The sequence below is a fragment of the Pseudarthrobacter sp. J1738 genome, from assembly GCF_050490315.1.
GTDB lineage: Bacteria > Actinomycetota > Actinomycetes > Actinomycetales > Micrococcaceae > JBNPEO01.
Window position 1 is genome coordinate 128473 of sequence record NZ_JBNPEO010000003.1, and the last position, 23931, is coordinate 152403.

General features: G+C 66.8%; 24 protein-coding genes. 14 read left to right on the forward strand and 10 right to left on the reverse strand.

The genetic code is table 11. The annotated features are described in order from the left end of the window. The first annotated feature begins 10 nt into the window (after nucleotides 1–10). The 3 genes from ACQR35_RS06505 to ACQR35_RS06515 all read left to right on the forward strand — a co-directional run bounded on the left by ACQR35_RS06505 (nucleotide 11) and on the right by ACQR35_RS06515 (nucleotide 1268). Nucleotides 11–331, forward strand: a complete 321-nt coding sequence (locus ACQR35_RS06505; RefSeq protein ID WP_430269555.1) for a putative quinol monooxygenase — start codon at nucleotides 11–13, stop codon at nucleotides 329–331. A 95-nt stretch (nucleotides 332–426) separates the two neighbouring features. Continuing rightward, complete coding sequence (locus ACQR35_RS06510; protein ID WP_430269556.1) at nucleotides 427–1113, forward strand: class I SAM-dependent methyltransferase; 687 nt, start codon at nucleotides 427–429, stop codon at nucleotides 1111–1113. Continuing rightward, nucleotides 1113–1268 carry a hypothetical protein gene (locus ACQR35_RS06515; RefSeq protein ID WP_430269557.1) on the forward strand — a complete coding sequence of 52 codons (156 nt, stop codon included), beginning with the start codon at nucleotides 1113–1115 and terminating at the stop codon, nucleotides 1266–1268. Before ACQR35_RS06510 ends, ACQR35_RS06515 begins: the two co-directional genes overlap by 1 nt. 82 nt (nucleotides 1269–1350) lie before the next feature. Here ACQR35_RS06515 and ACQR35_RS06520 read toward each other — a convergent pair whose 3' ends face one another. Then, nucleotides 1351–2043 (reverse strand): TetR/AcrR family transcriptional regulator, encoded by a 693-nt coding sequence (locus tag ACQR35_RS06520; protein ID WP_430269558.1) that lies wholly within the window; start codon nucleotides 2041–2043, stop codon nucleotides 1351–1353. 98 nt (nucleotides 2044–2141) lie between these two features. On the opposite strand from ACQR35_RS06520, the gene ACQR35_RS06525 reads away from it, so the two are divergent. Beyond that, nucleotides 2142–2591 (forward strand): nuclear transport factor 2 family protein, encoded by a 450-nt coding sequence (locus ACQR35_RS06525; protein WP_430269559.1) that lies wholly within the window; start codon nucleotides 2142–2144, stop codon nucleotides 2589–2591. After that, a complete protein-coding gene (locus tag ACQR35_RS06530; protein WP_430269560.1) occupies nucleotides 2588–3478 on the forward strand; it encodes an SDR family oxidoreductase in 891 nt (296 codons plus the stop codon). Before ACQR35_RS06525 ends, ACQR35_RS06530 begins: the two co-directional genes overlap by 4 nt. A 43-nt stretch (nucleotides 3479–3521) precedes the next feature. Here ACQR35_RS06530 and ACQR35_RS06535 read toward each other — a convergent pair whose 3' ends face one another. The 6 genes from ACQR35_RS06535 to ACQR35_RS06560 form a co-directional block, all read right to left on the reverse strand. Further along, nucleotides 3522–3824 (reverse strand): YciI-like protein, encoded by a 303-nt coding sequence (locus ACQR35_RS06535; protein ID WP_236821530.1) that lies wholly within the window; start codon nucleotides 3822–3824, stop codon nucleotides 3522–3524. 60 nt (nucleotides 3825–3884) lie between these two features. Beyond that, a complete protein-coding gene (locus ACQR35_RS06540) occupies nucleotides 3885–4658 on the reverse strand; it encodes a DeoR/GlpR family DNA-binding transcription regulator (protein ID WP_430269561.1) in 774 nt (257 codons plus the stop codon). Between the two features lie 128 nt (nucleotides 4659–4786). Continuing rightward, nucleotides 4787–5788, reverse strand: a complete 1002-nt coding sequence (gene pdxA / locus ACQR35_RS06545) for a 4-hydroxythreonine-4-phosphate dehydrogenase PdxA (RefSeq protein WP_236801404.1) — start codon at nucleotides 5786–5788, stop codon at nucleotides 4787–4789. Continuing rightward, entirely contained in the window at nucleotides 5788–6993 is a 1206-nt protein-coding gene (locus ACQR35_RS06550; RefSeq protein WP_430269562.1) for a four-carbon acid sugar kinase family protein, read from the reverse strand. Before ACQR35_RS06550 ends, pdxA begins: the two co-directional genes overlap by 1 nt. Then, entirely contained in the window at nucleotides 6990–7979 is a 990-nt protein-coding gene (locus tag ACQR35_RS06555) for a 2-keto-3-deoxygluconate permease (RefSeq protein WP_236801406.1), read from the reverse strand. The genes ACQR35_RS06550 and ACQR35_RS06555 overlap by 4 nt, the downstream gene beginning before the upstream one ends. 192 nt (nucleotides 7980–8171) lie before the next feature. Continuing rightward, nucleotides 8172–8900, reverse strand: coding sequence for a YoaK family protein (locus ACQR35_RS06560; protein WP_430269563.1), 729 nt, complete (start codon nucleotides 8898–8900; stop codon nucleotides 8172–8174). Between the two features lie 46 nt (nucleotides 8901–8946). On the opposite strand from ACQR35_RS06560, the gene ACQR35_RS06565 reads away from it, so the two are divergent. The 8 genes from ACQR35_RS06565 to ACQR35_RS06600 all read left to right on the forward strand — a co-directional run bounded on the left by ACQR35_RS06565 (nucleotide 8947) and on the right by ACQR35_RS06600 (nucleotide 19338). Next, nucleotides 8947–10674 carry an ABC transporter substrate-binding protein gene (locus tag ACQR35_RS06565; RefSeq protein WP_430269564.1) on the forward strand — a complete coding sequence of 576 codons (1728 nt, stop codon included), beginning with the start codon at nucleotides 8947–8949 and terminating at the stop codon, nucleotides 10672–10674. 10 nt (nucleotides 10675–10684) lie between these two features. Then, complete coding sequence (locus tag ACQR35_RS06570) at nucleotides 10685–11635, forward strand: ABC transporter permease (protein WP_236821535.1); 951 nt, start codon at nucleotides 10685–10687, stop codon at nucleotides 11633–11635. Next, nucleotides 11635–12531: an ABC transporter permease gene (locus ACQR35_RS06575; RefSeq protein WP_430269565.1), complete on the forward strand. Its 897-nt coding sequence runs from the start codon at nucleotides 11635–11637 to the stop codon at nucleotides 12529–12531. Before ACQR35_RS06570 ends, ACQR35_RS06575 begins: the two co-directional genes overlap by 1 nt. A gap of 2 nt (nucleotides 12532–12533) precedes the next feature. After that, nucleotides 12534–14354 (forward strand): gamma-glutamyltransferase family protein, encoded by a 1821-nt coding sequence (locus tag ACQR35_RS06580; RefSeq protein ID WP_430269566.1) that lies wholly within the window; start codon nucleotides 12534–12536, stop codon nucleotides 14352–14354. Next, nucleotides 14338–15969, forward strand: coding sequence for a dipeptide ABC transporter ATP-binding protein (locus tag ACQR35_RS06585; protein WP_430269567.1), 1632 nt, complete (start codon nucleotides 14338–14340; stop codon nucleotides 15967–15969). The genes ACQR35_RS06580 and ACQR35_RS06585 overlap by 17 nt, the downstream gene beginning before the upstream one ends. Then, nucleotides 15950–16702, forward strand: coding sequence for a GntR family transcriptional regulator (locus ACQR35_RS06590; RefSeq protein WP_430269568.1), 753 nt, complete (start codon nucleotides 15950–15952; stop codon nucleotides 16700–16702). Before ACQR35_RS06585 ends, ACQR35_RS06590 begins: the two co-directional genes overlap by 20 nt. A 424-nt stretch (nucleotides 16703–17126) precedes the next feature. Continuing rightward, nucleotides 17127–17969 carry an esterase/lipase family protein gene (locus ACQR35_RS06595; RefSeq protein ID WP_236801416.1) on the forward strand — a complete coding sequence of 281 codons (843 nt, stop codon included), beginning with the start codon at nucleotides 17127–17129 and terminating at the stop codon, nucleotides 17967–17969. A 67-nt stretch (nucleotides 17970–18036) separates the two neighbouring features. Beyond that, nucleotides 18037–19338, forward strand: coding sequence for a S8 family serine peptidase (locus tag ACQR35_RS06600; RefSeq protein ID WP_430269569.1), 1302 nt, complete (start codon nucleotides 18037–18039; stop codon nucleotides 19336–19338). Between the two features lie 49 nt (nucleotides 19339–19387). Here the strand turns inward: ACQR35_RS06600 and ACQR35_RS06605 are convergent, their stop codons facing one another. The 3 genes from ACQR35_RS06605 to ACQR35_RS06615 all read right to left on the reverse strand — a co-directional run bounded on the left by ACQR35_RS06605 (nucleotide 19388) and on the right by ACQR35_RS06615 (nucleotide 22518). Beyond that, on the reverse strand, nucleotides 19388–20671 hold the full coding sequence (locus ACQR35_RS06605) for a hypothetical protein (protein WP_430269570.1): 1284 nt from the start codon (nucleotides 20669–20671) through the stop codon (nucleotides 19388–19390). 153 nt (nucleotides 20672–20824) lie between these two features. Next, nucleotides 20825–21550 carry a hemerythrin domain-containing protein gene (locus ACQR35_RS06610; RefSeq protein ID WP_430269571.1) on the reverse strand — a complete coding sequence of 242 codons (726 nt, stop codon included), beginning with the start codon at nucleotides 21548–21550 and terminating at the stop codon, nucleotides 20825–20827. A gap of 137 nt (nucleotides 21551–21687) precedes the next feature. Next, nucleotides 21688–22518, reverse strand: a complete 831-nt coding sequence (locus ACQR35_RS06615; protein WP_430269572.1) for an alpha/beta fold hydrolase — start codon at nucleotides 22516–22518, stop codon at nucleotides 21688–21690. Between the two features lie 116 nt (nucleotides 22519–22634). Here ACQR35_RS06615 and ACQR35_RS06620 point away from each other — a divergent pair, with 116 nt between their 5' ends. After that, nucleotides 22635–23888, forward strand: coding sequence for a S8 family serine peptidase (locus ACQR35_RS06620; protein ID WP_430269573.1), 1254 nt, complete (start codon nucleotides 22635–22637; stop codon nucleotides 23886–23888). Nucleotides 23889–23931: the final 43 nt, after the last annotated feature.

Here is a 23931-nt window from a genome sequence, read left to right on the forward strand (position 1 = left end):
AGGACGAAAAATGCCACACACAACAGTCAGCCACGACGAAACGCAAGTCTGGTTAATGCCGGTGTTCACCGCAAAAGCAGGGCACGAAGCCATGCTGCAGGAAGCACTCCTCGGACTGCAGTCGCTGAGCCGGAAGGACACCGGATGCTTGGAATATACGGTCTTCGCAGACGATCAAAGGCCAGGTACGTACGTCCTCATTGAGGGATGGGCCCGCCGCGGGGACCTGGAGGCCCACAACGAGGAAGTCCATGTTAAGGACTTCGTGGACGGGGTGCAGTCCCTGCTGGCCGTACCCTTCTCTGTATCTCCGATTACACCCTTGGTCTGATACCCGCCAACGTGGGGGAGGACGACGGCGGGACGCAAGTGCCGCCGTCGTCCTTTCCCTTCCTTCGCGGTGGAGCGCCGTTGTAGTGTCGTGCCGTGATCGTCCCAGATATTTCCCAGGATGCCGCGGCGGTCGCGGACCACTACGACGAGCTCGATCCCATTTACCGCCAGGTGTGGGGGGACCATGTTCATCACGGGTTGTGGGTGACGGGCCGCGAGACAGCCGAAGAGGCCGTCGAGGCGCTGGTCGACGCCGTCGCCGACCGGCTGAACCTGGAGCCCGGAAATGTGTGCGTGGATATCGGCTGCGGCTACGGTGCCACTGCACGGCGGCTCGCCATGACGCGCAAGGTCCGGGTCACTGGCTTCACGCTGTCCGCTGAGCAGGGCACCTATGCCGCCGCCCATCCCGCGGCGGGCGTCGACATCCAGGTGCGTGACTGGCTCTTCAACGGGCTGCCCGATGCCTCGGCCGATGCGGCCTGGGCGATCGAGTCAAGCGAGCACATGGTCGATAAGCCCGGCTTCTTCGCAGAAGCGCACCGAGTGCTGGCGCCCGGCGGCCGGTTGGTCGTGTGTGCCTGGCTCGCTGGGACCGATGCCAGGGGCTGGAAGGTCCGGCACCTGCTTGAGCCGATCTGCCGGGAAGGGCGCCTGCCCTCGATGGGCACGCGCGAGGAGTACGAGGCAATGGCCACTGCCGCGGGCTTTACGGTGACCGGCTACGAGGATGTCAGCGCCGTGTCGCCCGGACGTGGTTGCTCTGTGCCGCCCGGCTGATGAAGGCCTTGCTCGTCGATCCGAAGATCCGTCGACTCGCCCTTGGCGCCCGGAACCGTGACTCCTTTTGGAGCATTCCCCGCATGATCCTGGCCTACCGCACCGGTGCGATGCGCTACGGGATATTCACGCTCGCGAAGGTCAAGCCAGCCTGATCGCAAGCCCGATCGACGGACTGCCACAGAGCAGTGGCTGCCGTTCGCCCACGCTGCGTGCACGCGTGTCTGCCCATGTCGTTTAGGGGTTTCGTTCTTTGGCAGACGCAGCGTTCCCGTCCGGCAGGAGGTTGGCCCCCAGGGTCCTGGCCATGAACACCCCGAAGCGCTCCGCGGTCCAGCCGCGCTTGAGGACAAGGGTCTCGTAGAGCTCAGCCGAGGTGGTCATGAAGAAGACGTCGGCCACCTCCTCCGCGGTCAGGCCCGGGCGCAGGAACCCCCTTCCGAGCACCTGGTGCGCGTTGTGCAGCATGCGCTGGTACCGCTCGTCGTCCACGTCGCGCAGGAGTGCGGCCATATCCTGGTCCCCGCTCGCCGCGGCGTCCCTGATAAGCAGGTAGACGGGGGAGCCCAACGGGCTGACCTCGGCGATGAACCGGCCGAACTGCTCCATGAGTTCGCGGGGATCGGTGACCGTGGCCTGGGCGCGGTCCGACCGTTCCTCAGCCGGGGGACCGCCTGCTCCCAGCAGACTCTGTGCGTAGATGGCCCGGACAAGCCCCGGCTTTCCGCCGAACCCCTTGTATACGGATTCCTTGGAGACGCCGGCGGCGTGGGCGATGGCCGCGATAGTGGTCCGGCCGTACCCGTGGGCCAGGAACAGCTCGCGCGATTGGGCCAGCACCCGCTTCCTGGACTCCTCGGCCGCCTCCTGCCGGCGGCGGGCATCGTAGCTGCGGGGGCGGGGCGGCGCACCGTTGACTGCGGGTCCCATCGGGCTTATGCTCCTTGTATCAGTTAGATACAGCTAACTGTATCAAATTCAGCGATCCAGCCTCTCCGCCTCCCGCGACGGAAACTAAGGAGCAGATCATGGACGCTTCAGGAATCGAGCGCGTCCCCGAAGGCCCAGTGCGGCGTATGCTGGCCGCGGCCAACCGCCATGACCTTGAGGCCATGGTGTCTGAATTCGCGGAGGACTACAGGAACACCACCCCCGTCCACCCCGCCCGCAGCTTTACCGGCTCCGCGCAGGTCCGGAAGAACTGGACGGCGCTCTTTGCCGGTCTGCCGGATCTCACCCTCACCGTCCACGACGTGGCCACAGGGCCGGATGGCAAAGTCTGGATGGAATGGAGCAACCGCGGCACCCGGCCGGACGGGTCCGTACAGCGTGCTGCCGGGGTCTCCATCCTCACCGTCCGCGACGACAAGATCGCGGCGGCCCAGTTTTACCTTGAACCCGTGGACCAGGATTCCGGCGACGTGAACGTGGCTATCAGCGAGGCAGTCCATGGGGCAGTTGGAGGTGACCGGTCATGATCCTGGTGGTCGGCGGCACCGGCCGCCTCGGCCGCGCCGTGGTTCCCCTGCTCCTTGCCGCCGGGCAGCAGGTCCGCATCATGGCCCGCGGCAAGTCCCAGCCCTTCCCCCGAAAGATGAGCGACGGCGTCGAGCTCCTCCGCGGGGACCTCGGCTCAGACGCGGACTGCCAGCAAGCGGTGGCTGGCTGCGATGGGCTGGTGTTCGCGGCTTCAGGATTCGGGGTCAAGGACTCGAACCCGCGGACGGTGGACCGCGACGGCGCCATCCGGCTGGTCCGCGCGGCGGCCGCGGCCGAAGTGAAACATGTGGTGATGATGTCCATGCATGGTGCTGCCGCCGACGGGCCTATCGACTTCCTGCGCTGCAAGGCTGCGGCCGAGGATGCGGTGCGCTCGTCCGGCGTGCACTGGACGATTGTCCGGATCGGGGCCCTCCTGGAACAGCGGCTTGAGACCATGACGGCCCCGCTTGAATCGAAGGGCAAGGTGCCGGTGTTCGGCTCGGGATCCGCCCCCGTGACCTATACCTCGGTCCGGGACGCCGCCGCCGTCGTGGTCCGTGCCCTCCGCGACCCGGCGCTTCGGGACCGCGTCATCGAGTGGGGCTCGCACACGCTGACCGGCAACCAGCTCGCGGAGGCTGTGCTTGCCCGGGCAGGCCATGGAACGGTTCAGCGCGTTCCGGCGGCCGCCCTGCGGGTGCTGTCAGTGGCGGCCAAGCCGTTTTCACCGTTCCTGGCCAGGGTGGCAGGGGCCGGCATCTGGGAGGAATCGGGGACGGCTGCTTTTGAGTTTGGCCTGGCGCGCGCCGAGTTTCCCGACATTCCCGTCACCGGGCTACAGCAGGTGCTTGAGGAGTCCGGCGCGTTGGGAACTTCGACGTAGGCGCATGTGCGCCATCCGTGCAGTAGGGCAGGGTCTACGCGGCTTAGGGGCGGACTGGTGTGGCTGCTTCGTTTCCGAGCACCGTTGTCCACGGGTTGGCGGTCCACTCCGTGACCACGCCGTTGAGGACGTAGGGGTCGGCGGCTGCAAAAGCTTTGGCGGCTTCCACTGCGTTTTCGCCGGTGAAGATCAACAAGCCTTTGAAGGGGACTTCGCCAACGGCGCCGCCCAGCAGGAGCTCGCCGCGTTCGACTGCCTCCCACCCCGCCCGGAGGTGGTCTGCGCGGTACTGTTCGCGGCTTTCGAGGTAGTCGTCTGCGTAGGTGTATTCCAGCACGGCGTGCATGCGCGTCTCCATATCGTTCAGGGGTTTCGTTCGTTGTAGAAATAGCCTACCCACCGGGACTTACCCGGAAACGGAGGCCACCTCAACCTGTACCCCCGCGTCGCGGAACTTCTGCACCTGGGCGGGGTCGGCGCCGTCGTCCGTCACCAGGGTCCAGGGGAGTGCCAGCCGCGCCCAGGCGTGGAACGGCCGCAGTCCGAGCTTGGAGGAGTCGGCCAAAACATAAACCAAACGCCCCCGCCGGGCCATCAGCTCCTTGAGGCGGGTCTGGGCGTGGTCGGCTTCGCAGATGCCGTCCTCGGCGGTGACGGCGTCGGCGCCCAGGAACACCCGGTCAAAGCTCATCCGCTCCAGCGCCGCCTCGGCCAGCGGGCCCACGAAACTCTGCGAGACGCCCCGGAGCCGGCCGCCCAGGCAGTCCACCTCGATGCCCTCCGAATCGGCCAGCTCCTGCAAAGTATTCAGGCCCGGCGTCGTCACGGACAACCGATCAAACCCGCGCAGTTCGTGCGCCAGGGCACCCGCCGTGGAGCCGGCGTCGAGCAGGATGCTCTCCCCGGGCTGGATCACCGACGCCGCCCACCGGGCTATGGCATGCTTTTGCTCGAACGCCTGACCCGTGCGCTGCCGCAGCGACGCCTCCGGGTGCGCGCCCAGCGCCATCGCCCCGCCGTACGTACGGGCCAGCCGGCCCTGCGAATTCAGCAGCGCCAGGTCGCGGCGGATGGTGGACGCGGTCACCTCGAACTTGGCGGAGAGCTCCTCCACGGAGGCAAGGCCGGTGGTCACGGCAAGGTGGTAGATCTCCTCGCGCCGCGCGTTTGCGCTGAGCATTCCCGGTCTCCTTCCCGTGGGTATGGCAGTGGCAGTGCTACCCATGCTAGTTCCGGCTCTAACGAATCAGGGACGGCAACGGCCGGCCAGCAATTCTACGCTGACCGGCCGTTTCACTACTGAAGCGTTCAGGCCTCGTCGCGCGCTGGTGCCAGGTCCACTGCCTGCCGCAGCGCCTCGAGCAGCGACTCGTGGTCGGCAATGTTCTTGCCGGCGATGTCGAAGGCCGTGCCATGGTCAACTGACGTCCGCACCACGGGGAGGCCCACGGTGATGTTGACGCCGTTCTCCAGGCCCAGGACCTTGACGGGTCCGTGGCCCTGGTCGTGGTACTGGGCCACCACCAGGTCGAAGTCGCCGCGGCCGGCCAGGAAGAACAGGGTGTCCGCCGGGAGCGGGCCGAACGCGTTGATGCCGTCCGCCTGGGCCTTCTCGATGCCCGGCTGGATCTTCTCCGCCTCTTCGCCGTAGCCGAACAGACCGTTCTCGCCCGCGTGCGGGTTAATGGCGCACACGGCAATCCGCGGGTTCTCGATCCCGGAGGTGCGCAGCAGCTCATACCCGCGCTTGATGGTCCGGTAGACCAGGTCGCCGTTGATCTTGGCGATGGCGTCGATGAGGCCGATGTGCGTGGTCACGTGGATGACGCGCATCTTGGGCGCGGTCAGCATCATGGACACTTCCTCGGTGCCGGTCAGTTCGGCGAGGAGTTCCGTGTGGCCCGGGAACTTGTGTCCGGCCGCGTGCAGGGCCGCCTTGTTGAGCGGTCCAGTGCAGATGGCATCCACCTGGCGATCCATTGCCAGCTGCACGGCTTTCTCGATGAAGAGGTACGAACCGTGTCCGGCGGCGGCGGACAGCTCGCCCCAGGCCAGGTCCTCCGGAATGCAGTCGATGTCCAGCACATCGATGGTGCCTTCCTGGAACAATGCCTCCGACGGTTCGGTGACCTTGCGCAGGGTCAGCGGGCTGGACACGATGTCCGCGGCGAGCTGCATCCGGCGCAGATCGCCGATGACCAGCATCCGCGCCTTGGACCGGAGTTCGCTGTCCGCCAGGGCCTTGACGATGATCTCCGGGCCAATGCCGGCCGCGTCGCCCATGGTGATGGCTACAATCGGGCGTCCCATTATTTGCTACTCATTTCAGTCGTAGTGCTAGTGAAAAACTGTTTGGTCCTGGCCAGCGTGCCGGCGTCCCCGAATGCACCGGCCTTGGTGACCAGCAGGGGGAGGGGCTCCGGAAGCAGGCTCATGACCACTCCGGGCTCAATCTCCCCGATGACGGTGAAGCTGCCGGCGCCGAGGGCTCTGAGGACGGCCGTGGCCGTTTCCCCGCCCGTCAGGACCAGCGCCTCGCAGTGCTCGACGCCAGCCGCAGTGGCGCGTGCCAGCGCCTCCGCCACCACCAGCGCCTGCGATTTGTCCACGGCGCCCATGGGATCCGGCGTCAACACCACGTCCGTCCGCAGCATCGCCGCCGCAACTTCGCGCGCGACTGCCGGGTCCTCGAGCGTCTGGTGGTCCAGCGTGATGTGCCGGGCACCTGCGGCGACCAGCGCGTCCGTCTGCTGCCGGGCGAGGCCGGAATAGCTGCCAATCACGGTCAGCGTCCGTGTCACGCACCTCGCGTGCTCCTGAAGAACATCCTGCCCTTCTCCACGAGGGGCAACGTGCCCGGCCAGTCCGCCGGAGCCCACCAGGAGTGCGGGGAAGTCCAGCAGGGCTGCCGCGGCAGCCACGCGTTTCAGGTCGTCGTCGGAAACAGCGTCAAGTACGACGGCGTCACGCCCGCGTTCCTGCACGTTGCGCAGGTGCGCGGCCAGTTCCTCCGGGGTGGGGTGCGTTTCCCGCTCCACGAGTTCAGTCGAAAGACCGCCGGCGGCAAGCGCCGCCGCGACGTCGCCGTCGAAGCTTCCCTGCGCGTTGTGCGCACCGTTGACGTGGACCAGGCCGCCAACGGTTGTCCTTCCCGTGCCCGGGAAGGCGGGGGCCACAAGGGCCAGGCCCCTGCTGCGGCCTTCACTGACGCGGCCCAGCGCTGCGGCAACCTCGGCACCGACGTTGCCGCGAAGCAGCGAGTCGATCTTCTTGAAAACCTGCCGGTCCTGTTCCAGGGCGCGTCCCACAGCCGCGGTGACGGCGGCTGCCGCCTCTTCCGCTGAAAGGTAGCGGCTCTCGGTGTTGACCGACAGGATGTCAGCGTCCGGCCACGTGGAGTCCAGATCCAGGATGACGGAGCTGCTGTGGGTGGGTCCGTAGGCTGCGGCCGCATCGGCCGCCCCCGTCAGGTCGTCGGCGATGATTGCCCAGCGCTTGGCTGCGGTGGTGCTCATACTGCTGGGGCCACCTCGGGGGTTTCTACGGGCTGCTTGGCTTTCAGGCGCTTAGCGTACCAAGCGACCATGAGCGGGCAGCCGATGGCGGTCACCACTACGGACGCGGCCACCAGCACGGTTGCCGGGCCCGCTGCCGGGGCATAGGCCGGGTTGGCGGCGGCCACCAGCATGGGAACGGTGGCTGCGTTGCCGGCGGTCGTGGCTGCCGCGAGGCCGGCGATGCCCGAACCGCCGGTGAGCTTGTCCGCGAAGAAGAGCACGGCGCCGCCGGCAATGAGCACGAACAGGCCCAGGGCAACGCCGAGCAGCCCGGCGTTCAGGACCTGGCCCAGGTTCAGGCCGAAGCCCAGTGCCAGGGCAAAGAACGGGATCAGGACAGGCGCCGCGGAGGACAGGAACTTGCGCATGGCCGGGTCCAAGGCGCCCAGGATGGCGCCGAGGAGCAGGGGAATGATGGCACCCACCAGGGCCTGCCACGGGAAGGCCGAAAGACCCGCGACGCCGAGGGTCACCATGGTCAGGAAGGGGCCGGATTCCAGCGTCATCACGGAGTAGGCCGCCACGTCCTTGGGCTTGCCGTACTGGCCCATGAGGGCCATGTACATGCCGCCGTTGGTGTCATTGAGGGCGGCCAGGATCGCCAGCACGGAGAGGCCGGACAGCAGGCCGCCGTCGATGGGAAGTTCACCCATGAACCGGCCTGCGATGACGCCGATGATGATGGCGAACAGGACCTTGCTGCCGAAGAGGACGCCGCCCTTTTTCAGAATGTACGGGGTGGCCTTGATGTCGATGCTGGCGCCCATGCAGACGTAGAACACCGCGAGGATCGTGGTGCCGCCGGTGAAGAGGGCGCCGGTGAAGGACCCGAAGAACTTTGCGGAATCCGGGGCGAAGGTGCCGAGCAAGGCGCCGATGAGCAGGGGGATCAGCATCATGCCGCCAGGAACCTTTTCCATGGTGGCCTTGATGGGGACAGACATGTGCAACCTCATTGTTGTGTGGGGGAGAGGGAGGTCGGGCTGCGGGCCCGAAGCATGATGTAGATCATAGCTACTGATGCGCGATTAGCGCAAGGCTTGATGCGCGAATCGCGCAGCCCTCCGACGGCGGCCGTTACAGACGTGCCCGCCGTCCCGCCCCACTGACCGGTTTAGTCCCCGGTCAGCGCCGCCTCAGTCCCGGGCCAGCGAGGGACTCTCCGAGTCTGCCTTTGCCTCTGCGGCAGGGCGGCGATGTGCGGCGTGCCCTGTCACCGTGACTGCCGTAGCGATCACCGCAGCCATGGACAGTGCAAGCGCCAGGTGCACATGCAGCGCAGCCGCTCCGGCCAGGGCTCCCAGCATGATCAGGGCAATGGCCAGGGCGCGCCGCTGCCAGAACGTTCCCTTGCCGCCGGCCAGCCGCGAATCCGACGCGAGGCCGGTGATGGTGGAGGTGACCACCACGGTGGTGATCTCCGCGACCTTCAGGCGTTTCGCCGTCGCGGCCTGGGTGCCCATGAGCAGGGCGAGTGCGCTGGTGACGATGCTGCCAAGCGTGGGGTCCGCCTGCACGGGGGCCAGGAGCACGAAGACCGTCAGTGCCCACAGGCCCAGCGACACCGCGAGCAGGGCCGCGGAGGTCTGCGGCGACCAGCCTTCGCCATTGCGCCGAAGAAGCCGTCCCGCCAGGGCTGCGCCCAGCATGAAGAAGGCCAGCGCCAGCGCCGGCCGCAGCACGGGGAGGCTTGTCCCGCCTGCCATGGCCATGCCCAGCAGCACCACGTTGCCGGTCATGTTCCCGGTGAATACGCGGTCCAGGCCAAGGTAGCCCATCGCGTCCACCACGCCGGTGGAAAACGTCAGGGCCAGCATCAGCACCAGATGCAGCCGCTCAGCTGAGCGGAAAAAATGTTTCCTCACCGTAAATTCTCCAATACACCCTTGAATCGAAACGTATACCAAGGATATGTTCGTTCAGCGATTGTATTCAATCTCACATTCCGTGCTCGATCATAGGACTTGTATGAGACTCCCGTTCCGCCCCCGGGCCCTTCCGGACGGCACTCCATTCAGGGCGAGAAGCGCTGCCTTGGGCGGCGGCGTGGCCGCCTTGGCACTGGCGATGACTGCCTGCGCCCCCATCCAGCCCCTGCCCGAGGCGGTAGTGCATAACGACGTGACCTCCGCCCCCATCGGCAACCAGAAAGTGGTGGACGGCGGCGACCTGGTGATGGCCCTCTCGGCTGAACCCGACCGCCTGGACCCCACAACGTCGTCGTCCCTCTACACCCGGTACGTCATGCAGACGATGTGCCAGAAGCTGTACGACATCAACGCCGAGGGCAAGATCGTTCCGCAGCTTGCCACCAAGCTTCCCGAGGTGAGCAACAACGGGCAGACGGTGACCATTCAGGTGCGGGACGACGCCGTGTTTGCCGACGGCACCAAGTTCGACGCCGAGGCCGTCCGCGCCACCCTGGACAGGGACCTGACCATGAAAGGTTCCGCCCGCAAGAGCGAACTTGGCCCGATCAGCGGCATCACGGCCCTGAACCCCACTACCGTCCAGATCAGCTACAAGAAGCCGTTCGCTCCCCTCACCGCGGCGCTCGCGGACCGGGCCGGCATGATCCTCTCGCCCACGGCGGTTGCTGCGGCAGGGGATTCCTTTGGAGACCACCCCGTGTGCGTGGGACCGTTCAAGTTCAAGCAGCGCATCCCGCAAACCTCCATCCAGGTGGAACGGGACCCGCTCTACTACGACGCCAAAAACGTCCACCTGGACACGGTGACGTACCGGATCATGACGGACTCCAACATCAGGACCGCCAACCTGCGCTCCGGCGACGTCCAGGTGGCGGACAGCATCGCACCCCAGGACGTGGACGCGCTCGCCAAGGAACGCGGCGTCGGCGTGCTCCAGGTGGGATCCCTGGGCTACCAGGGCCTGACCATTAACCTGGGCAACACCAACGGCGTGGGCAAACCGGTGGGGGACCTCAACACGCCACTGGCCAAGAACGCCACCATCCGCCAGGCGCTGTCCATGTCGATCGACCGCAAAGCCCTGGTGAGCACGCTCTTCAACAACTGGTACGAGCCTGCCTGTTCCCCCGTGGCACCCTCCAGCCCCTTCTCTTCGGACGCCGCCCAAGGCTGCCCGGCCTACGATCCGGCGAAGGCCAAGCAGATGCTGAAGGACGCCGGGGTTCCGGTGCCCTTCCCCATCAAGGTCCAGGTCACCAACTCGCCGGACTCGCTGCGGTATGCGCAGGCGCTCCAGGCGTCCGCGGCGGACGGCGGATTCGCCCTGACCATCGCGCCCGTTGAGTACTCCACGCTCCTGGACGTCCAGAGCCACGGCAGCTTCGAAGCCCTGCTGCTGGGCTGGTCCGGACGCGTGGACCCGCACGGGAACATGTACAACTTCCTGGCCACCGGCGGCGGCAACAACTACTCCGGCTACAGCAACCCTGCCGTGGACAAGCTCCTCACCGACGCCTCCACCACCACAGACCAGGCAGCCCGCGCGGCCCTCTACGGGAAAGCCGTCCAGCAGGTGCAGGCCGACGACCCGATCATCTACCTCTACCGGATCCACAGCCTCACGGCCTACTCCAACAAAGTGGCCGGAGTGGAAACGTTCGCGGACGGTGTGGTCCACCTCAGCAACGCGGCCTTCGTGAAGAAATAAGGACTCCACCATGATCCGATACCTCTCGACCCGTCTCTGGCACTCAGCCATCACCCTGGTGCTCGCCTCCGTGGTCATCTTTATTGGCATCCGCCAACTCCCCGGTGACCCGGCCATTGCCATGGCGGGGGAGGAGGCCAGTCCTGAACAGCTGGACGCCATCCGCTCCCAGCTCGGCCTGGACCAGCCCCTCCCCGTCCAGTACTTCTCCTTCATCGGCCGGCTGCTGCAGGGAGACCTGGGAAAGTCCACCCGCACCGGAACACCCGTCACGGACCTGCTCGCCGGCACCCTGCCCGTGACGCTGTGGCTTGCCGCCTACGCAATCGTGGTGGCCGTCGTCGTCGGCGTCCTGCTCGGCGTGGTGGCCGAGCGGTACCGCGGCCGCTGGCCGGAATGGCTCTCCAACGGCTTTGCCCTCATCGGCCTGTCCGTCCCCAGCTTCTGGCTTGGCCTGCTGGCCATCCTCTACCTGGCCGTCAACCTTGGCTGGTTCCCCGCGTCAGGCTATGTCGACGTCGCTACGAACCCCGTGCGCGGCCTGTACTACCTGACGCTGCCGGCGGTGATCCTGGGCACCGGCCTCGCCGCCGTCATCCTGCGCCAGACGCGGGCCTCCATGATCGAAACCATGAGCACGGACTACGTCCGAACCGCCCGCGCCAAGGGCCTGGGCGGCGGCCGGATCCTGTTCCGCTACGGGCTCCGGAACTCCCTGATCGTGGTGGTCACCATCGTGGGCCTGCAGCTGGGCGGACTGATCTCCGGAGCTGTGGTCACGGAGCGCATCTTCGCCCTGCCCGGCTTCGGCAAGCTCACCCTGGACTCCGTCTTCACCCGCGACTATCCCGTGATCCAGGCCGTGGTGCTGGTCATCACCGTTGGGTACATCCTGATTAACCTTGCGGTGGACATCCTGTACTCCGTGATCAACCCGCGAATCCGAGTAGGAAGCAACTGATGGCCGTCACCGACATCCGCCCTGCAGCCCCGGGTGCAACCAGCCTGGGCTCCGACCGCGGACGCATCTGGAAGTCGCTCCGGCGAAACCCCCTGGGCCTGGCCGGCGGCATCCTGCTGGCCCTCGTGGTCCTGGTCGCACTGCTGGCACCGCTCCTGGCCCCCTACGACCCGGCGCAGGTCCACTTCGCCACGCCATTCCAGAAGCCCGGCACGGTGGGCTTCCTGCTGGGCACCGACGACCTGGGCCGGGACATCTTCTCCCGGCTGGTCTTCGGCATCCGTTCCTCCCTCGAGGTCGGGGTGCTCGCGGTCCTGCTCTCGGTGGTCATCGGAACCCCGCTGGGTCTGCTCGCCGGCTACTGGCGGTGGCTGGACGCCATCATTTCGCGGCTCAACGACGTGACCCTGGCCTTCCCCTTCCTGATCATCGCGGTGGGCCTCGTGGCCATCACCGGCCCCAGCCTGGGCAACGCCGCAGTGGCCATCGGCATCGCACACATCCCCGCCATGATCCGGATCATCCGCGGCGAAACCCTGCGGATCAAGGAAAGCGACTTCGTCATTGGCGCCAAGACCATGGATGCCTCCGGCGGGCGGATCATCTTCCAGCACATCCTGCCCAACACCGCCTCCTCCCTCATCGTGCAGGCCACGGTGATCATGCCCGCGGCCGTCATCGGCGAAGCGGTGCTGTCCTTCCTGGGCCTGGGCATCCAACCGCCCGCACCCAGCCTGGGCATCATGCTCTCCGACGCCCAGCAGTACCTCTTCCGCTCACCCACAGCGGCCATCGTCCCCGGCCTGGGCATCGCCGCGATCTGCCTGGCCTTCAACCTGTTCGGCGACGCCCTGCGCGACGCCCTGGACCCCGCCGCCACCACCCGAAAGAAATAGCCATGACTTACACCCCCGCAGACAGCTTCACCACCCGCCCCACCCTCCAGGGCACCTTCGGCATGACCGCTTCCACCCACTGGCTCGCCACCGCCTCAGCCCAGGCGGTGCTGGAACGCGGCGGCAACGCCTTCGACGCCGCCGTCGCCGGCGCCTTCGTCCTGCACGTCGTCGAACCCCACCTGAACGGCCCCGGCGGGGACATGACCGGCGTGTTCGTCAGGGCGGAGAACCCGTCCGAACCGGTCGTACTGATGGGACAGGGCCCAGCCCCCGCCGCCGCGACCCGCGAGCACTACCTGGCCGAAGGGCTGGAACTGGTGCCCGGCGCCGGCGCGCTCGCCGCCGCGGTGCCGGCCGCCGTCGACGCCTGGCTGCTGCTCCTCCGTGACCACGGCACCTGGGATCTGGCGGACGTGCTGGCCTTCGCCATCGGCTATGCCCGCAACGGGCACGCGATTGTGGGCCGCGTGGGGACCACCATCGAAACCGTCGCCGACCTCTTCACCGAGCACTGGCCGACGTCGGCCGCCCTGTGGATGCCGGAGGGGAAGATTCCCGCCGCCGGAGACATCATCAAGAACCCGGCGTACGCGAGCGTCCTGGACCGGCTCGTTGCCGCCGGAGAAACGGACGCGGCAGCGTCGCGGGAAGCACGCATCGACGCCGCCCGCCGGGAATGGGGCGAGGGATTTGTGGCCAAGGCAGCGGTCAAATTCCTCGCCACGCCCCACCGCCACTCGTCCGGCGCCGATCATGCTGGCGTCATGACCGAAGCTGACTTCGCCGGATTCTCGGCCGGCTACGAACCCGCCACCACCATCGAGTTCCGCGGCCACACCATCGCCAAGACCGGGCCCTGGGGGCAGGGACCGGCACTGCTGCAGACCCTCGCCATCCTTGAAGGGTTCGACGACGAGCGGCTGGACCCGTCCACGGCCATCGGCGCGCACACCATCCTTGAGGCGCAGAAGCTCGCCATCGCGGACCGCGAGGCCTACTACGGCGATGCCGAGGTGCCGATGGATTACCTGCTCAGCCCCGAGTACGCAGCGGAGCGGCGGAAGCTGATCGGCGAAAAGGCCTCGCACGAATTCCGGCCCGGCAACGTCCCCGGCCACGAACCCTTCGTTCCGCCGCTGCGCACGGAGTACCTCCCGCCGTCGCTCGCGGAAAACGGCCAGCTTGCCTTCGCCGGCGTGGGCGAACCCACCGTCATGCCGACGGGGGAGACCCGCGGGGATACCTGCCACATCGACGTCGTGGACCAATGGGGAAACATGGTCTCCGCAACGCCGTCCGGGGGCTGGCTCCAGTCCTCCCCGGCCATCCCCGAACTCGGCTTCTGCCTCGGGTCCAGGCTGCAGATGACCTGGCTGGAGGAGGGCGCACCCTCGACGTTGACCCCCGGTAAGCGCCCACGGACCACGCTGACGCCAACGCTGGTGCTGAAGGACGGCAAAGCGGTGACCGCCCTCGGATCTCCGGGCGGTGACCAGCAGGACCAATGGCAACTGCTGTACCTGCTCCGGACGATTGTGGGCGGCTACGAGCCCCAGCAGGCCGTTGACGCACCCTCGCTCCACACCACCTCCATTCCCGGATCCTTCTGGCCCCGTACCTGGACGCCGGGCGGCGCGGTTGTTGAAGACCGCCTGGGCGAGGACGTGATTAGCGAACTGGAAGAACGCGGCCACGTGGTGACCCGGGCCGGGGACTGGGCGCTGGGCCGCCTCTCATCGGTGGTGAGCGACCCCGAAACCGGTGTCCTTAAGGCCGCCGCCAACCCGAGGGGAGCGCAGGGCTATGCAGCAGGACGCTAGGAACGACGGAAACGTCCTGCTATCGGTCCGCGAGCTGGAGGTCAGCTACGGCGGCACCCCGGTCCTGGACAAAGTCTCCTTCGACCTGAAGAAGGGCGAGCGGGTGGCGATCGTGGGCCAGTCGGGATCGGGCAAGTCCACCGTGGTGGGCGCCATCCTGGGCCTGCTGTCCGGCTCCGGCCGGATCACCCACGGATCCATCCTGCTCGACGGGGCAGACCTGGCGGATGCCAGCCAAAAGGAGCTGCGTGGCATCAGGGGCAAGAAGATCGGCCTGGTCCCGCAGGATCCGATGTCCAACCTCAATCCCTCCATGAAGGTGGGCGCGCAGATTGCCGACGCGCTGGCCAGCAACGGCATGCGTGGCCGGGATGCCATCAAGCAGCGCGCCGTGGAGCTCATGACGGAAGCCGGCATCCGGGACGCCGAACGCCGGTACAACCAGTACCCGCACGAGTTCTCCGGCGGCATGCGCCAGCGCGTCCTGATCGCCATCTCCCTTGCGGGTGAGCCGGACCTGCTGATTGCGGATGAGCCGACGTCGGCCCTGGACGTCACTGTCCAGCGGCAGATCCTGAACCACCTCCAGACGCTGGTGGACGCGCGGGGCACCTCGCTGCTGTTCGTCACCCATGACCTGGGACTCGCGGGGGACCGCACGGACCGGATCATCGTCATGGCCGAGGGGCGGATTGTGGAGACCGGCACGCCGTGGGAGGTGCTGCTGAATCCGCAGGAGGACTACACGCGGCGCCTGGTGGCCGCGGCGCCGTCGGCCAGCCTTTCCGCCGACGCGGTTTCCGGTCCAATAGTTGCTGAAGAGGACCGGCCGGCTCCCGTGCTGTCGGTCAGGAACCTGGCCAAGGAATTCAAGCTGCGTGGCCAGGGCGGGCGCAGGATCCAGGCCGTGGACGACGTCTCGTTCGACGTGCACAGGGGAACCACCACGGCGGTGGTCGGTGAATCCGGATCCGGGAAGTCGACGGTTGCCCGGATCATCCTGGGCTTGGAGACACCCACTTCCGGCTCGGCGCTGATCAAGGGGGAGAGCATCGCCACCAGCAATCCCCAAACGCGCCGTGCCCTGCGCCGCATCGCGCAGCCCGTCTTCCAGGACCCGTACGGATCCCTGGACCCGACCTTCAGCATTGAGCGGCTGATCGACGAGCCCCTGCGGATCTTCAAGATAGGGACGCGTGAGAGCAGGCGTGAACGCGTGGCCGAACTCCTGGACCAGGTGGCGCTGCCGCGGATTGTGGCCCAGCGCCGGCCCCATGAACTTTCGGGCGGGCAGCGCCAGCGGGTGGCCATCGCCCGGGCCCTGGCACTGGAACCGGAACTGCTGATCCTGGACGAGGCCGCCTCAGCCCTGGATGTGCTGGTCCAGGAGCAGATTCTCACTTTGCTGGGGGACCTGCAGGATAGGCTGGGCCTGACCTACCTCTTCATCACGCACGACCTGGCCGTTGTCCGCCAGATCGCGCACAACGTGGTGGTCATGAAAACAGGAAAAGTGGTGGAAACCGGCAGCGTGGAGCAGGTCTTCATGGCACCCTCGGCCGACTACACCAGGGAACTACTTGGAGCGATACCCGGTGCAGCCTTCGCTAGCTAGCGGTGATCCCACCCCACGGGCCCGCGTCCAGGATGAAATCCGGCGGGACATCATTTTCGGGAAGCTCCCGGCCGGGACACGGATCACCGAGTCCTCCCTGGCCGCGAAATACGGGATTTCCCGGGTTCCGGTGCGGGAAGCGCTGCGGGCCCTTGAGGTGGAGGGCTTCGTTGAGTCGAAGCCCTTCGCCGGGTCCACGGTGTCAGAGATACCGGTGGACGACGCCGACGACCTCTTCGCGGTGCGCGAGGCCCTGGAAGCTGCCACCGCCCGCCGGGCGGCCCGGCGGGCGGCCGCCCAGTTCTCCGCGGGCGGCCCGGATACGCAGTGGTGGGAGACGCGGCGCGCACTGGCCGCGATCCTGGACGAGGGCGATCAGGCGGTGGCAAACGGGCAGGTTGAGCTGCTGCCGGAGCTGAACATCCGTTTTCATCTGGGGGTCGCTGAACTGAGCCGGAGCGCGTCCCTCACGGCGCTGCTGCGCCAGATTTCGGGCAAGATCGAGTGGCTCTACGCCTCCGATGTGGACTCCCGCGGCATCCGGTCCTGGGCCGAGCACCGCGGCATCATGGCAGCGATCGATGCCGGGAACGCGGAGGCCGCCGAGCAGGGGATGGCAGCCCACGTCCACGGGTCCAGGTCGGGTTACCTGAGCCGGTTCAAGGAAAAGGACCCATCACCCCCAACTCCAGTAGCGCCGTCGGATGGTCACACCGCGGAAACTACGGCCTGATTCTCACACCTCAAGGTGGCCTCGCGGGGAGTCAAATCGCCGGAACGGTACCGGCTCGCCGGAAGGTTCCGGCGGTTTCGCGCCGATCCGGCGACTTCGCCGCTGCCAAGCTCTCCTACCTCGCGGTTGAGGTATCGTCCGGCCGACCGCGGAGTGCACGTTTGTGCAAAGCGCCTGTGGGAGGGTGACCAACACAGGGCCTTACCCAAACTACCTACTCACCAGTAACAACGCTGTGTTCCGAGTCACAAACGAGTCGTGACAGCCGCTGCAGCACCAGACCTTTTCCGCCGCACGTTCGTGCACTTCCGCTGCAGAGGAGCCGCAGCGCTGCCAGCATGGAAAACCCGGGCCGGAACTGATGGACACCCCCAAAACCATCAGCTCCGGCCGTCCCCTAAGACAGACGAACAAAGAGGTTTCCATGTCACTCCTTACCCGGGCCCTTTCCATCGCGGCCGGTACACTCCTCGCCACGTCCCTGGTAACCGCTCCCGCCCATGCCGTTGACGTCTCGCCGCCGGGAGCCAACGACTGGTCCTGTAAACCGTCAGCAGCACATCCGTATCCCGTGGTCCTGGTGCCGGGCACGTTCGAGAGCATGGAGAAGAACTGGTCCACCATGTCGCCGTACCTCAAGAGCCAGGGGTACTGCGTCTTCGCCCTGAACTATGGCCAGACCAACGGCGTCTACGCCACGGCTCCCGTCAAAGATTCCGCCAAGGAACTTGCACCGTTCGTGGACGCCGTCCGCTCCGCCACGGGTGCCAAGCAGGTGGACCTGGTGGGCCACAGCCAGGGCGGCATGATGCCCCGGTACTACATGGGCTTCCTGGGCGGGGCGAAGTACGTCCATCAACTCGTCGGCATCGCCCCATCCAACCACGGCACTGAGGGCGTGATCCTTCCGCCTCCGGATCTGGTGCCCACGCCGGACTACACCGCCGCCGGCTGTGCCGCTTGTGCAGACCAGCAGGCGGGATCGCCGTTCATGCAGGAGCTGAACTCCATCGGCGATACGGTCGCCGGCCCCGCCTACACCGTCATCTCCACCATCCACGATGAGGTGGTGATCCCGTACAACAGCCAGTTCCTGAACGGCTCCACGCGGCAGGTCACCAACATCACCATCCAGGACAAGTGCCCGGCGGACGTGATCGAGCACGACCAGACGCCCAACGATCCCGTGGTGCACCAGCTCGTGGGCAACGCCCTGGCCCAGCCGTCCGGCCCGGCGGACCCGGCCTACCAGCCCGTCTGCCTCTAAGGCGCAGCAGTAGCCGTCTTGGGCTGCCCCCTATGCAGCTGTTACGCATGGGGCGCATGATGACGGCATGAAAAAAGTACTCATAGCCGGTCTCGCAGCGATCGTGATGGTGCTCAGCACCATCACGATCGCCGTTCCGGGCAACGCTGCCGTTCCGGGCAACGCTGCCGTTCCCGGCAACGTGTCCGTGCCGTCCTCGCCCATAGCAGGACAAACCATGGTCAAATTCCGGGACAACAGCGCGGCGGCCGGGGTGCTCGGCCAGCATGGGTTGAGCGACGGCCCGCCGATCGGCAGCACCGGCGCGCACCTCATCAAGGTCCCGGCCGGCAGGGAACTCCAACTCGTCGCCGCACTAAGCCGCAACCCCGCCGTCGAATACGCCGAACCGGACGAATTGGTCACCGCCACCACGGCAGACCCGTACTTTGACCGCCAGTACGCGCTCCAGAACGTGGGGCAGTCCTTTACGAACACCGCCGGCACGGTAACGGTGCCCGCTGGCAAGAATGATGCGGATGTGGATGCGGTTGAAGCATGGGCCGTCACCAAGGGGGCCGGTGTCAGGGTTGCCATCGTCGATTCAGGCGTGGCCATCAACCACGAGGACATCTCGTCCAAGGTGGTGGACCGGGCAAACTTCAGCGACACCCAAATCCTCACCCCGGAGGACTACGACCAGTACGGCCATGGCACCCACGTAGCCGGCATCGTGGCCGCCACCGCGGACAACTCCCTTGGGGTGGCAGGTGTATGCCCCGACTGCTCCATCCTCGATGCCAAGGTCCTGAACAGCAGCGGCTCCGGCTCCTCCTCGGGCATTGCCAAGGGCATCGACTGGGCTGTCGGCAAGGGCGCCAAGGTCATCAACATGAGCCTTGGACAGAAGGTGTCATCACGAACCCTCGAAGCTGCCGTCAACAACGCCTGGAACCAAGGCGTGGTAATCGTCGCCGCGGCGGGCAACGCCGGTACCCAGGCGCAGGTCTACCCAGGTGCATATCCGAACGTCATGGCCGTGGCAGCAACTGACAACAACGACACCAAGGCATCCTTCTCCACCTACGGCAGGTGGGTGGATGTCGCCGCCCCGGGGGTCAGGGTCTACTCCACCCTGCCGAACTATGCGTCGGTCCTGGGCACGCAGAACAACCTGTCACCCGGCTATGACATCCTCAGCGGCACTTCCATGGCCTCGCCCATCGTTGCCGCCACTGCCGCACTCGTGTGGAGTACGCCGTCGGGCACGTCCAATGCATCCGTCCGCACCAAGGTGGAATCCACGGCCGATCCCATCTCGGGCACCGGTTCCTACTGGGCCCACGGCCGGGTGAACGCCTGCAAGGCAGTGGGGTGCACAGCGCCCTGAGCCTGCCGCGTCTTCAATGGGTACCGGCGGGTGTCAGGACTGGCTCATGTCAGGACTGGCTGTTGCCGGTGCGCGAGCGCCACGCATCGAGCTGCTCGATGGTTTCAGGGTTCTGGTACGCAATCTTCTGGCCGCTGGCCAGCGCAATGGTGTTGCCGTGAATCCTGATGCCCGCCGGGATCTGCCGGCCGCTGCCGCTGGAGCGCACGAAGTTGTCCTTGGCGCCGATGAACTGGTTCCGGGCGATCTCGACGTCGCAGGGCAGCTGCACGTCGTAGGTCAACAGGTGGGTGCCCATCCCCGCCTGGTCCGGACGGATATTGGCGGCCCAGGAGTACCCGGCGTCGCGGCACTGGTTATCGGTGAAGGCGCACCGGATGTGTCCGGTGCCCGCCGCCGGCGTTCCGTGGGACCAGATCTCAAAGCTCTGGTTGCAGTTCTCAATGGTGTTGCCCACAAACCGGCAGTCCGTCCAGGCAACCCTGGGCCCCTCGATATTGCCCTGCATCGTGGTGGCCGTGTCGTATGTCTGCCGGATGGTGTTGCCCTGGACCAGCACGTTCGAGCAGCCAATCCAGACCTCAACGCCATTCCCGTAACGCGTTGTGTCCTTGAGCCGCGACCCGCCGATTTCCTCAATCAGGCAGCCGCTGATCTCTGCGTCCTGGATGCCGTAAGTCCTGACGCCGTGGCCGCCGTGGCCAAGAATGTGCACCCCGGAGGTGACGGTGTTGGAGGCCGGCCGCAACCCCTCCTGCTTGACAGCGATCTCCACCCCGGCACCCGGCGACGCCGGCAGCTTCACGTACACGAAGGTGTCGTCGCTGTAGAAGTCCCAGTCCTGCACCAACCCGGACAGGCTCCACCGTTTCCAGCCGCGGATCTCACCGCCGGCCTTCAGGAAGCCGACGTTGGTGGAGGCTCCGTCAGTGTTGCCGCTGAACTGCCCGGACCCTGGCCGCAGGTTGAGCTTCCACACCTGGGGGCTGTGCAGCGTCCAGGCGTCGCTGCTCACCTTGTAGCCGTTGATCTGCGGCAGCGCCCCGGTGCCGTAGGAGCTGAGCGTGAAGACCCCGGCGGGACCTTTCACGGCAGGCATTTGGAGCGAGCCCGGGAACACGTCGCCGCGCCGGAGCAGGACCGCGTCGCCGCGGCCCACTTCGCCGGCCTCGAGCGCCGACCGGACCCGGGCGAGCGATTGCCAGGGCGCGTCCTGGGTGCCCGGGCCGGCGTCATTACCGCTGCTGCTCACGAAGCGGGAGTTCGCGTAGGCAGGGGAAGGCTCGGGGGCAGGTGCGGCGGCGGGGAACGGATCAGTTGCACGGGCAATCATGCTGGGCAGGCCGGCAGTTACGGCCGCTGCCCCTATCCACTCCAAAAAGCGCCGGCGCCCAAAGGGGAGGTTTCTTGGAGAAGGCACCCAAAGATTTTACTAGATCCGTGTTGCTCTGGCTGCATGGGCATCAAGCGGAGTAACATTCCCCCGCTAAAGCGTATCCGGCACCGGCCGCCCCGGGAACAGGGTGGCGTACTGCTTCCGGTACATCCGGCGCCCCACCAGCTTGTAGCCGAGCCGGACCGGGGGAGGGATCTCCTTGAACAGCTCCTTCCGGTCCGCCGGCGGGTTCGTGGCCAGCACCATCCCGAGGTAGCCCACCAGGAATTTCTTGTCGAGTTGCCGGATGCCGTGCTGCCCCGTCTCGTTCATTTCCTTCTCGGTCATCACTCGGTCCGCCACGGGCATCATCTCGGTGACCTCGCGGCGCAGATGCACGTTGAGGACACGGGACAGGTCCTCATACAGCGCGGCCAACTCCGACGCTGACTCCTCATCCGCCCGGTCCATCCAGCGCAGCCGCACCGGCTCAATCGCTTCAAGCCGCTGCGTCACCTGCCGGTGCTGCTCCAGCATCTGCCCCACATGCAGCGCACAGGCAGGCGCCCGCTCCTTCAGCTGCGGATACATGAGCAGGTCCTCGCCTTCGTGGTGGATGTGGAGCACCTTGTCGAAGTTCCCCAGCACTTCCCCCACATAGGCGGCCCGGGCAGTGTCACCGGCACGGACGGAACGCACCAGCCCCGGGGCCTCACCGTAGGCCCAGAGGAAAAAGCGGTGGATGCGCCGCATCCCGGCCGTCCCTGCGCACAGGACAGGTCCTGATGGGAGCGGAGGCGCGGTCTCGCCTGGTTGCATGGTGAAGAAGTCAGTCATTGTGGGCCCCTATTTTTGTCTGTCACTGAGACGAAGGACCTCTCCCCGCGAGCATCGTAGCCCCGGCCACCACGGCACACAACGGCTTTGCGTAAGTACGACGGCGGCACTCACCGAGGTGCCCGACGTCGTCATGGTCAGGGGAAACGGGCGACGCTCTGCACCACGGCCTCGTCTTCGCGCACCCGCTCAATCCATTCGGCGAGGAAGGCCTGGACGAGCGCGGGCTGCTCGTGCAGCAGGGCGTGGCCGGCGCGGTCCAGCACGGCAAAGGTGCCCCGCGGGTAGTCCCGCGCCAGTGCCCACCCATCGGCGTATCCGGCGGTGGCGTCCTGCCGCCCCACCAGAACCAGCACGGGATGCGGATACCGCGCTGCCGACTCCGGACGATCCCGCAACTCCCAGCGCGAGAAAATACGGGCCAACCCCGGCTCGTCAACGAGCGATGCCGCAGGAGCCACAAGCTGCCGGAACCGGTTCAGCGTCCCGTCCGTCTGGACCACGAAATAGCTGCGGAAAGAGGCTTCGATCTCCGCGTCGAGGCCGGCGGGATGGGCCGACGACACCAGGACCTGGTGCTTGGGCACGCTGCCGGCATGCGCGCCGACCGGGCAGATCAGGGCAAGCCCGGCCGCCTGGGGCCGCAAATGGGCCACCGCGCGCGCCAGGTACCCGCCGTACGACCGGCCAATGATGAGGAACGGTTCATCACCGATCATGCTGTCGATGAAGCGCAGCAGGAGGTCCAGCACATCGTCGTTGCTCTTGAGCGAGCGGTGAGCCGGGGTACGGCCCATCCCCGGGAGGTCCGGATACAGGCGCCGGAACCCGGGGATGTTGCCGAACATCGGTTCCAGGCCGCCGGCAATCTCCCGGTGGTCCACGCCGGCGCCGTGCAGCGCAAGGACGGGCGTTCCGCTGCCATGTTCAACGAAATGGACGGGCACACCCCTCACCACCGCTTCCATCCCGCCAGTGTAGGTTCGGCCGGGACCGTGGGCCAGAGCCGTCATTGGCAGGAAACGAGCACTTTCGAGGCTCCCGCCCCTACCGGGTTCGAGCATGTGGGGCCAAGATGGCCCGCATGAGAAAACTCTTCACCGCCGGCCTCACGGCAGCACTGATGGTGCTTGGCCCCGTCCCATGTGCCCTTCCCGCCAATGCTGCGGGAGGCACGTCCATTCAGCCCGGGCACATCCTCGTAAAGTTCCACGACGACGGTGCTGCCGCCGGCGCCCTGCACCGGCGCGGTCTGGAGGCCGGCGCGGACGTCGGCAGTACAGGCGCCAGGCTGCTCAGTGTGCCTGCCGGCAGCGAAGGCCGGCTCATCGACGCGCTCAGCCGGGATCCCGCCGTCGAGTACGCCGAAGCGGACCAGCCGGTGGCCGCCTTCACCTCCGACCAGTACTTCCCGCGCCAGTACGCGCTGCAGAACACCGGGCAGTCATTCACCAACACCGCAGGCGACATCACCATCCCCGCCGGCACGCCGGACGCGGACGCCGTCGAAGCGTGGAACGTGACCACCGGCACCGGCATCAAGGTCGCGGTGCTGGATTCCGGGGTGGCCAGCGACAACCCGGACATCGCCCCCAAAGTGGTGGCCCGCGCCAACTTCAGCGGCTCGGCCACAAAAGCGGGGGACCCCGTGGCCGAGGACTACTACGGGCACGGCACGCACGTGGCCGGCAACGTCGCGGCCACTGTCAACAACACCATCGGCGTGGCCGGGGTCTGCCCGGGCTGCACCATCCTGGCCGGCAAGGTCCTGGACGACAACGGGGTCGGCTCCAGCTCCGGCCTGGCGAACGGCATCAACTGGGCGGTCAGCAACGGCGCCAAGGTGATCAACATGAGCCTGGGGGTGCGGGCATCACGGACACTGGAAACCGCGGTCAACAACGCCTGGAACAAGGGCGCGGTGCTGGTGGCGGCCGCCGGCAACGGCGGGAACCAGACCAAGATCTACCCGGGCGCGTACACCCATGTCATCGCGGTGGGAGCCACTGACAACAACGACGCCAAAGCGTCGTTCTCCACGTACGGCGCCAGCTGGGTGGATATCGCCGCTCCCGGCGTCAATGTCTACTCCACCTTCCCCAACCATCCCTTCGTGCTGGGCACGCAGAACAACCGGTCCCAGGGTTACGACGTGGGCAACGGAAGCTCGATGTCCTCGGCCATCGTCTCAGGAGCGGCGGCGCTCGCGTGGAGCTCGCATCCCGGGGCCTCGAACACCTCCATCAGGGCAGACCTGGAAACCACGGCGGACAAGGTTGCAGGCACCGGAACGTATTGGGCCTATGGCCGGGTGAACGCGCAAAAGGCGGTGCAGTAGCGCTGACGTCCCCACCGCCTAAGTAGTACATCAGGTGCGCGGG

What these genes read in the sequence shown, in the direction of transcription:
- ACQR35_RS06505 (WP_430269555.1), top strand. Translation starts at nt 11, where the DNA reads ATGCCACACACAACAGTCAGCCACGACGAAACGCAAGTCTGGTTAATG.
- ACQR35_RS06515 (WP_430269557.1), top strand. Translation starts at nt 1,113, where the DNA reads ATGAAGGCCTTGCTCGTCGATCCGAAGATCCGTCGACTCGCCCTTGGC.
- ACQR35_RS06520 (WP_430269558.1), bottom strand. Translation starts at nt 2,043, where the DNA reads ATGGGACCCGCAGTCAACGGTGCGCCGCCCCGCCCCCGCAGCTACGAT.
- ACQR35_RS06525 (WP_430269559.1), top strand. Translation starts at nt 2,142, where the DNA reads ATGGACGCTTCAGGAATCGAGCGCGTCCCCGAAGGCCCAGTGCGGCGT.
- ACQR35_RS06530 (WP_430269560.1), top strand. Translation starts at nt 2,588, where the DNA reads ATGATCCTGGTGGTCGGCGGCACCGGCCGCCTCGGCCGCGCCGTGGTT.
- ACQR35_RS06535 (WP_236821530.1), bottom strand. Translation starts at nt 3,824, where the DNA reads ATGCACGCCGTGCTGGAATACACCTACGCAGACGACTACCTCGAAAGC.
- ACQR35_RS06540 (WP_430269561.1), bottom strand. Translation starts at nt 4,658, where the DNA reads ATGCTCAGCGCAAACGCGCGGCGCGAGGAGATCTACCACCTTGCCGTG.
- pdxA (WP_236801404.1), bottom strand. Translation starts at nt 5,788, where the DNA reads ATGGGACGCCCGATTGTAGCCATCACCATGGGCGACGCGGCCGGCATT.
- ACQR35_RS06550 (WP_430269562.1), bottom strand. Translation starts at nt 6,993, where the DNA reads ATGAGCACCACCGCAGCCAAGCGCTGGGCAATCATCGCCGACGACCTG.
- ACQR35_RS06555 (WP_236801406.1), bottom strand. Translation starts at nt 7,979, where the DNA reads ATGTCTGTCCCCATCAAGGCCACCATGGAAAAGGTTCCTGGCGGCATG.
- ACQR35_RS06565 (WP_430269564.1), top strand. Translation starts at nt 8,947, where the DNA reads ATGTTCGTTCAGCGATTGTATTCAATCTCACATTCCGTGCTCGATCAT.
- ACQR35_RS06570 (WP_236821535.1), top strand. Translation starts at nt 10,685, where the DNA reads ATGATCCGATACCTCTCGACCCGTCTCTGGCACTCAGCCATCACCCTG.
- ACQR35_RS06575 (WP_430269565.1), top strand. Translation starts at nt 11,635, where the DNA reads ATGGCCGTCACCGACATCCGCCCTGCAGCCCCGGGTGCAACCAGCCTG.
- ACQR35_RS06580 (WP_430269566.1), top strand. Translation starts at nt 12,534, where the DNA reads ATGACTTACACCCCCGCAGACAGCTTCACCACCCGCCCCACCCTCCAG.
- ACQR35_RS06585 (WP_430269567.1), top strand. Translation starts at nt 14,338, where the DNA reads ATGCAGCAGGACGCTAGGAACGACGGAAACGTCCTGCTATCGGTCCGC.
- ACQR35_RS06595 (WP_236801416.1), top strand. Translation starts at nt 17,127, where the DNA reads ATGTCACTCCTTACCCGGGCCCTTTCCATCGCGGCCGGTACACTCCTC.
- ACQR35_RS06600 (WP_430269569.1), top strand. Translation starts at nt 18,037, where the DNA reads ATGAAAAAAGTACTCATAGCCGGTCTCGCAGCGATCGTGATGGTGCTC.
- ACQR35_RS06605 (WP_430269570.1), bottom strand. Translation starts at nt 20,671, where the DNA reads ATGATTGCCCGTGCAACTGATCCGTTCCCCGCCGCCGCACCTGCCCCC.
- ACQR35_RS06610 (WP_430269571.1), bottom strand. Translation starts at nt 21,550, where the DNA reads ATGACTGACTTCTTCACCATGCAACCAGGCGAGACCGCGCCTCCGCTC.
- ACQR35_RS06615 (WP_430269572.1), bottom strand. Translation starts at nt 22,518, where the DNA reads ATGGAAGCGGTGGTGAGGGGTGTGCCCGTCCATTTCGTTGAACATGGC.
- ACQR35_RS06620 (WP_430269573.1), top strand. Translation starts at nt 22,635, where the DNA reads ATGAGAAAACTCTTCACCGCCGGCCTCACGGCAGCACTGATGGTGCTT.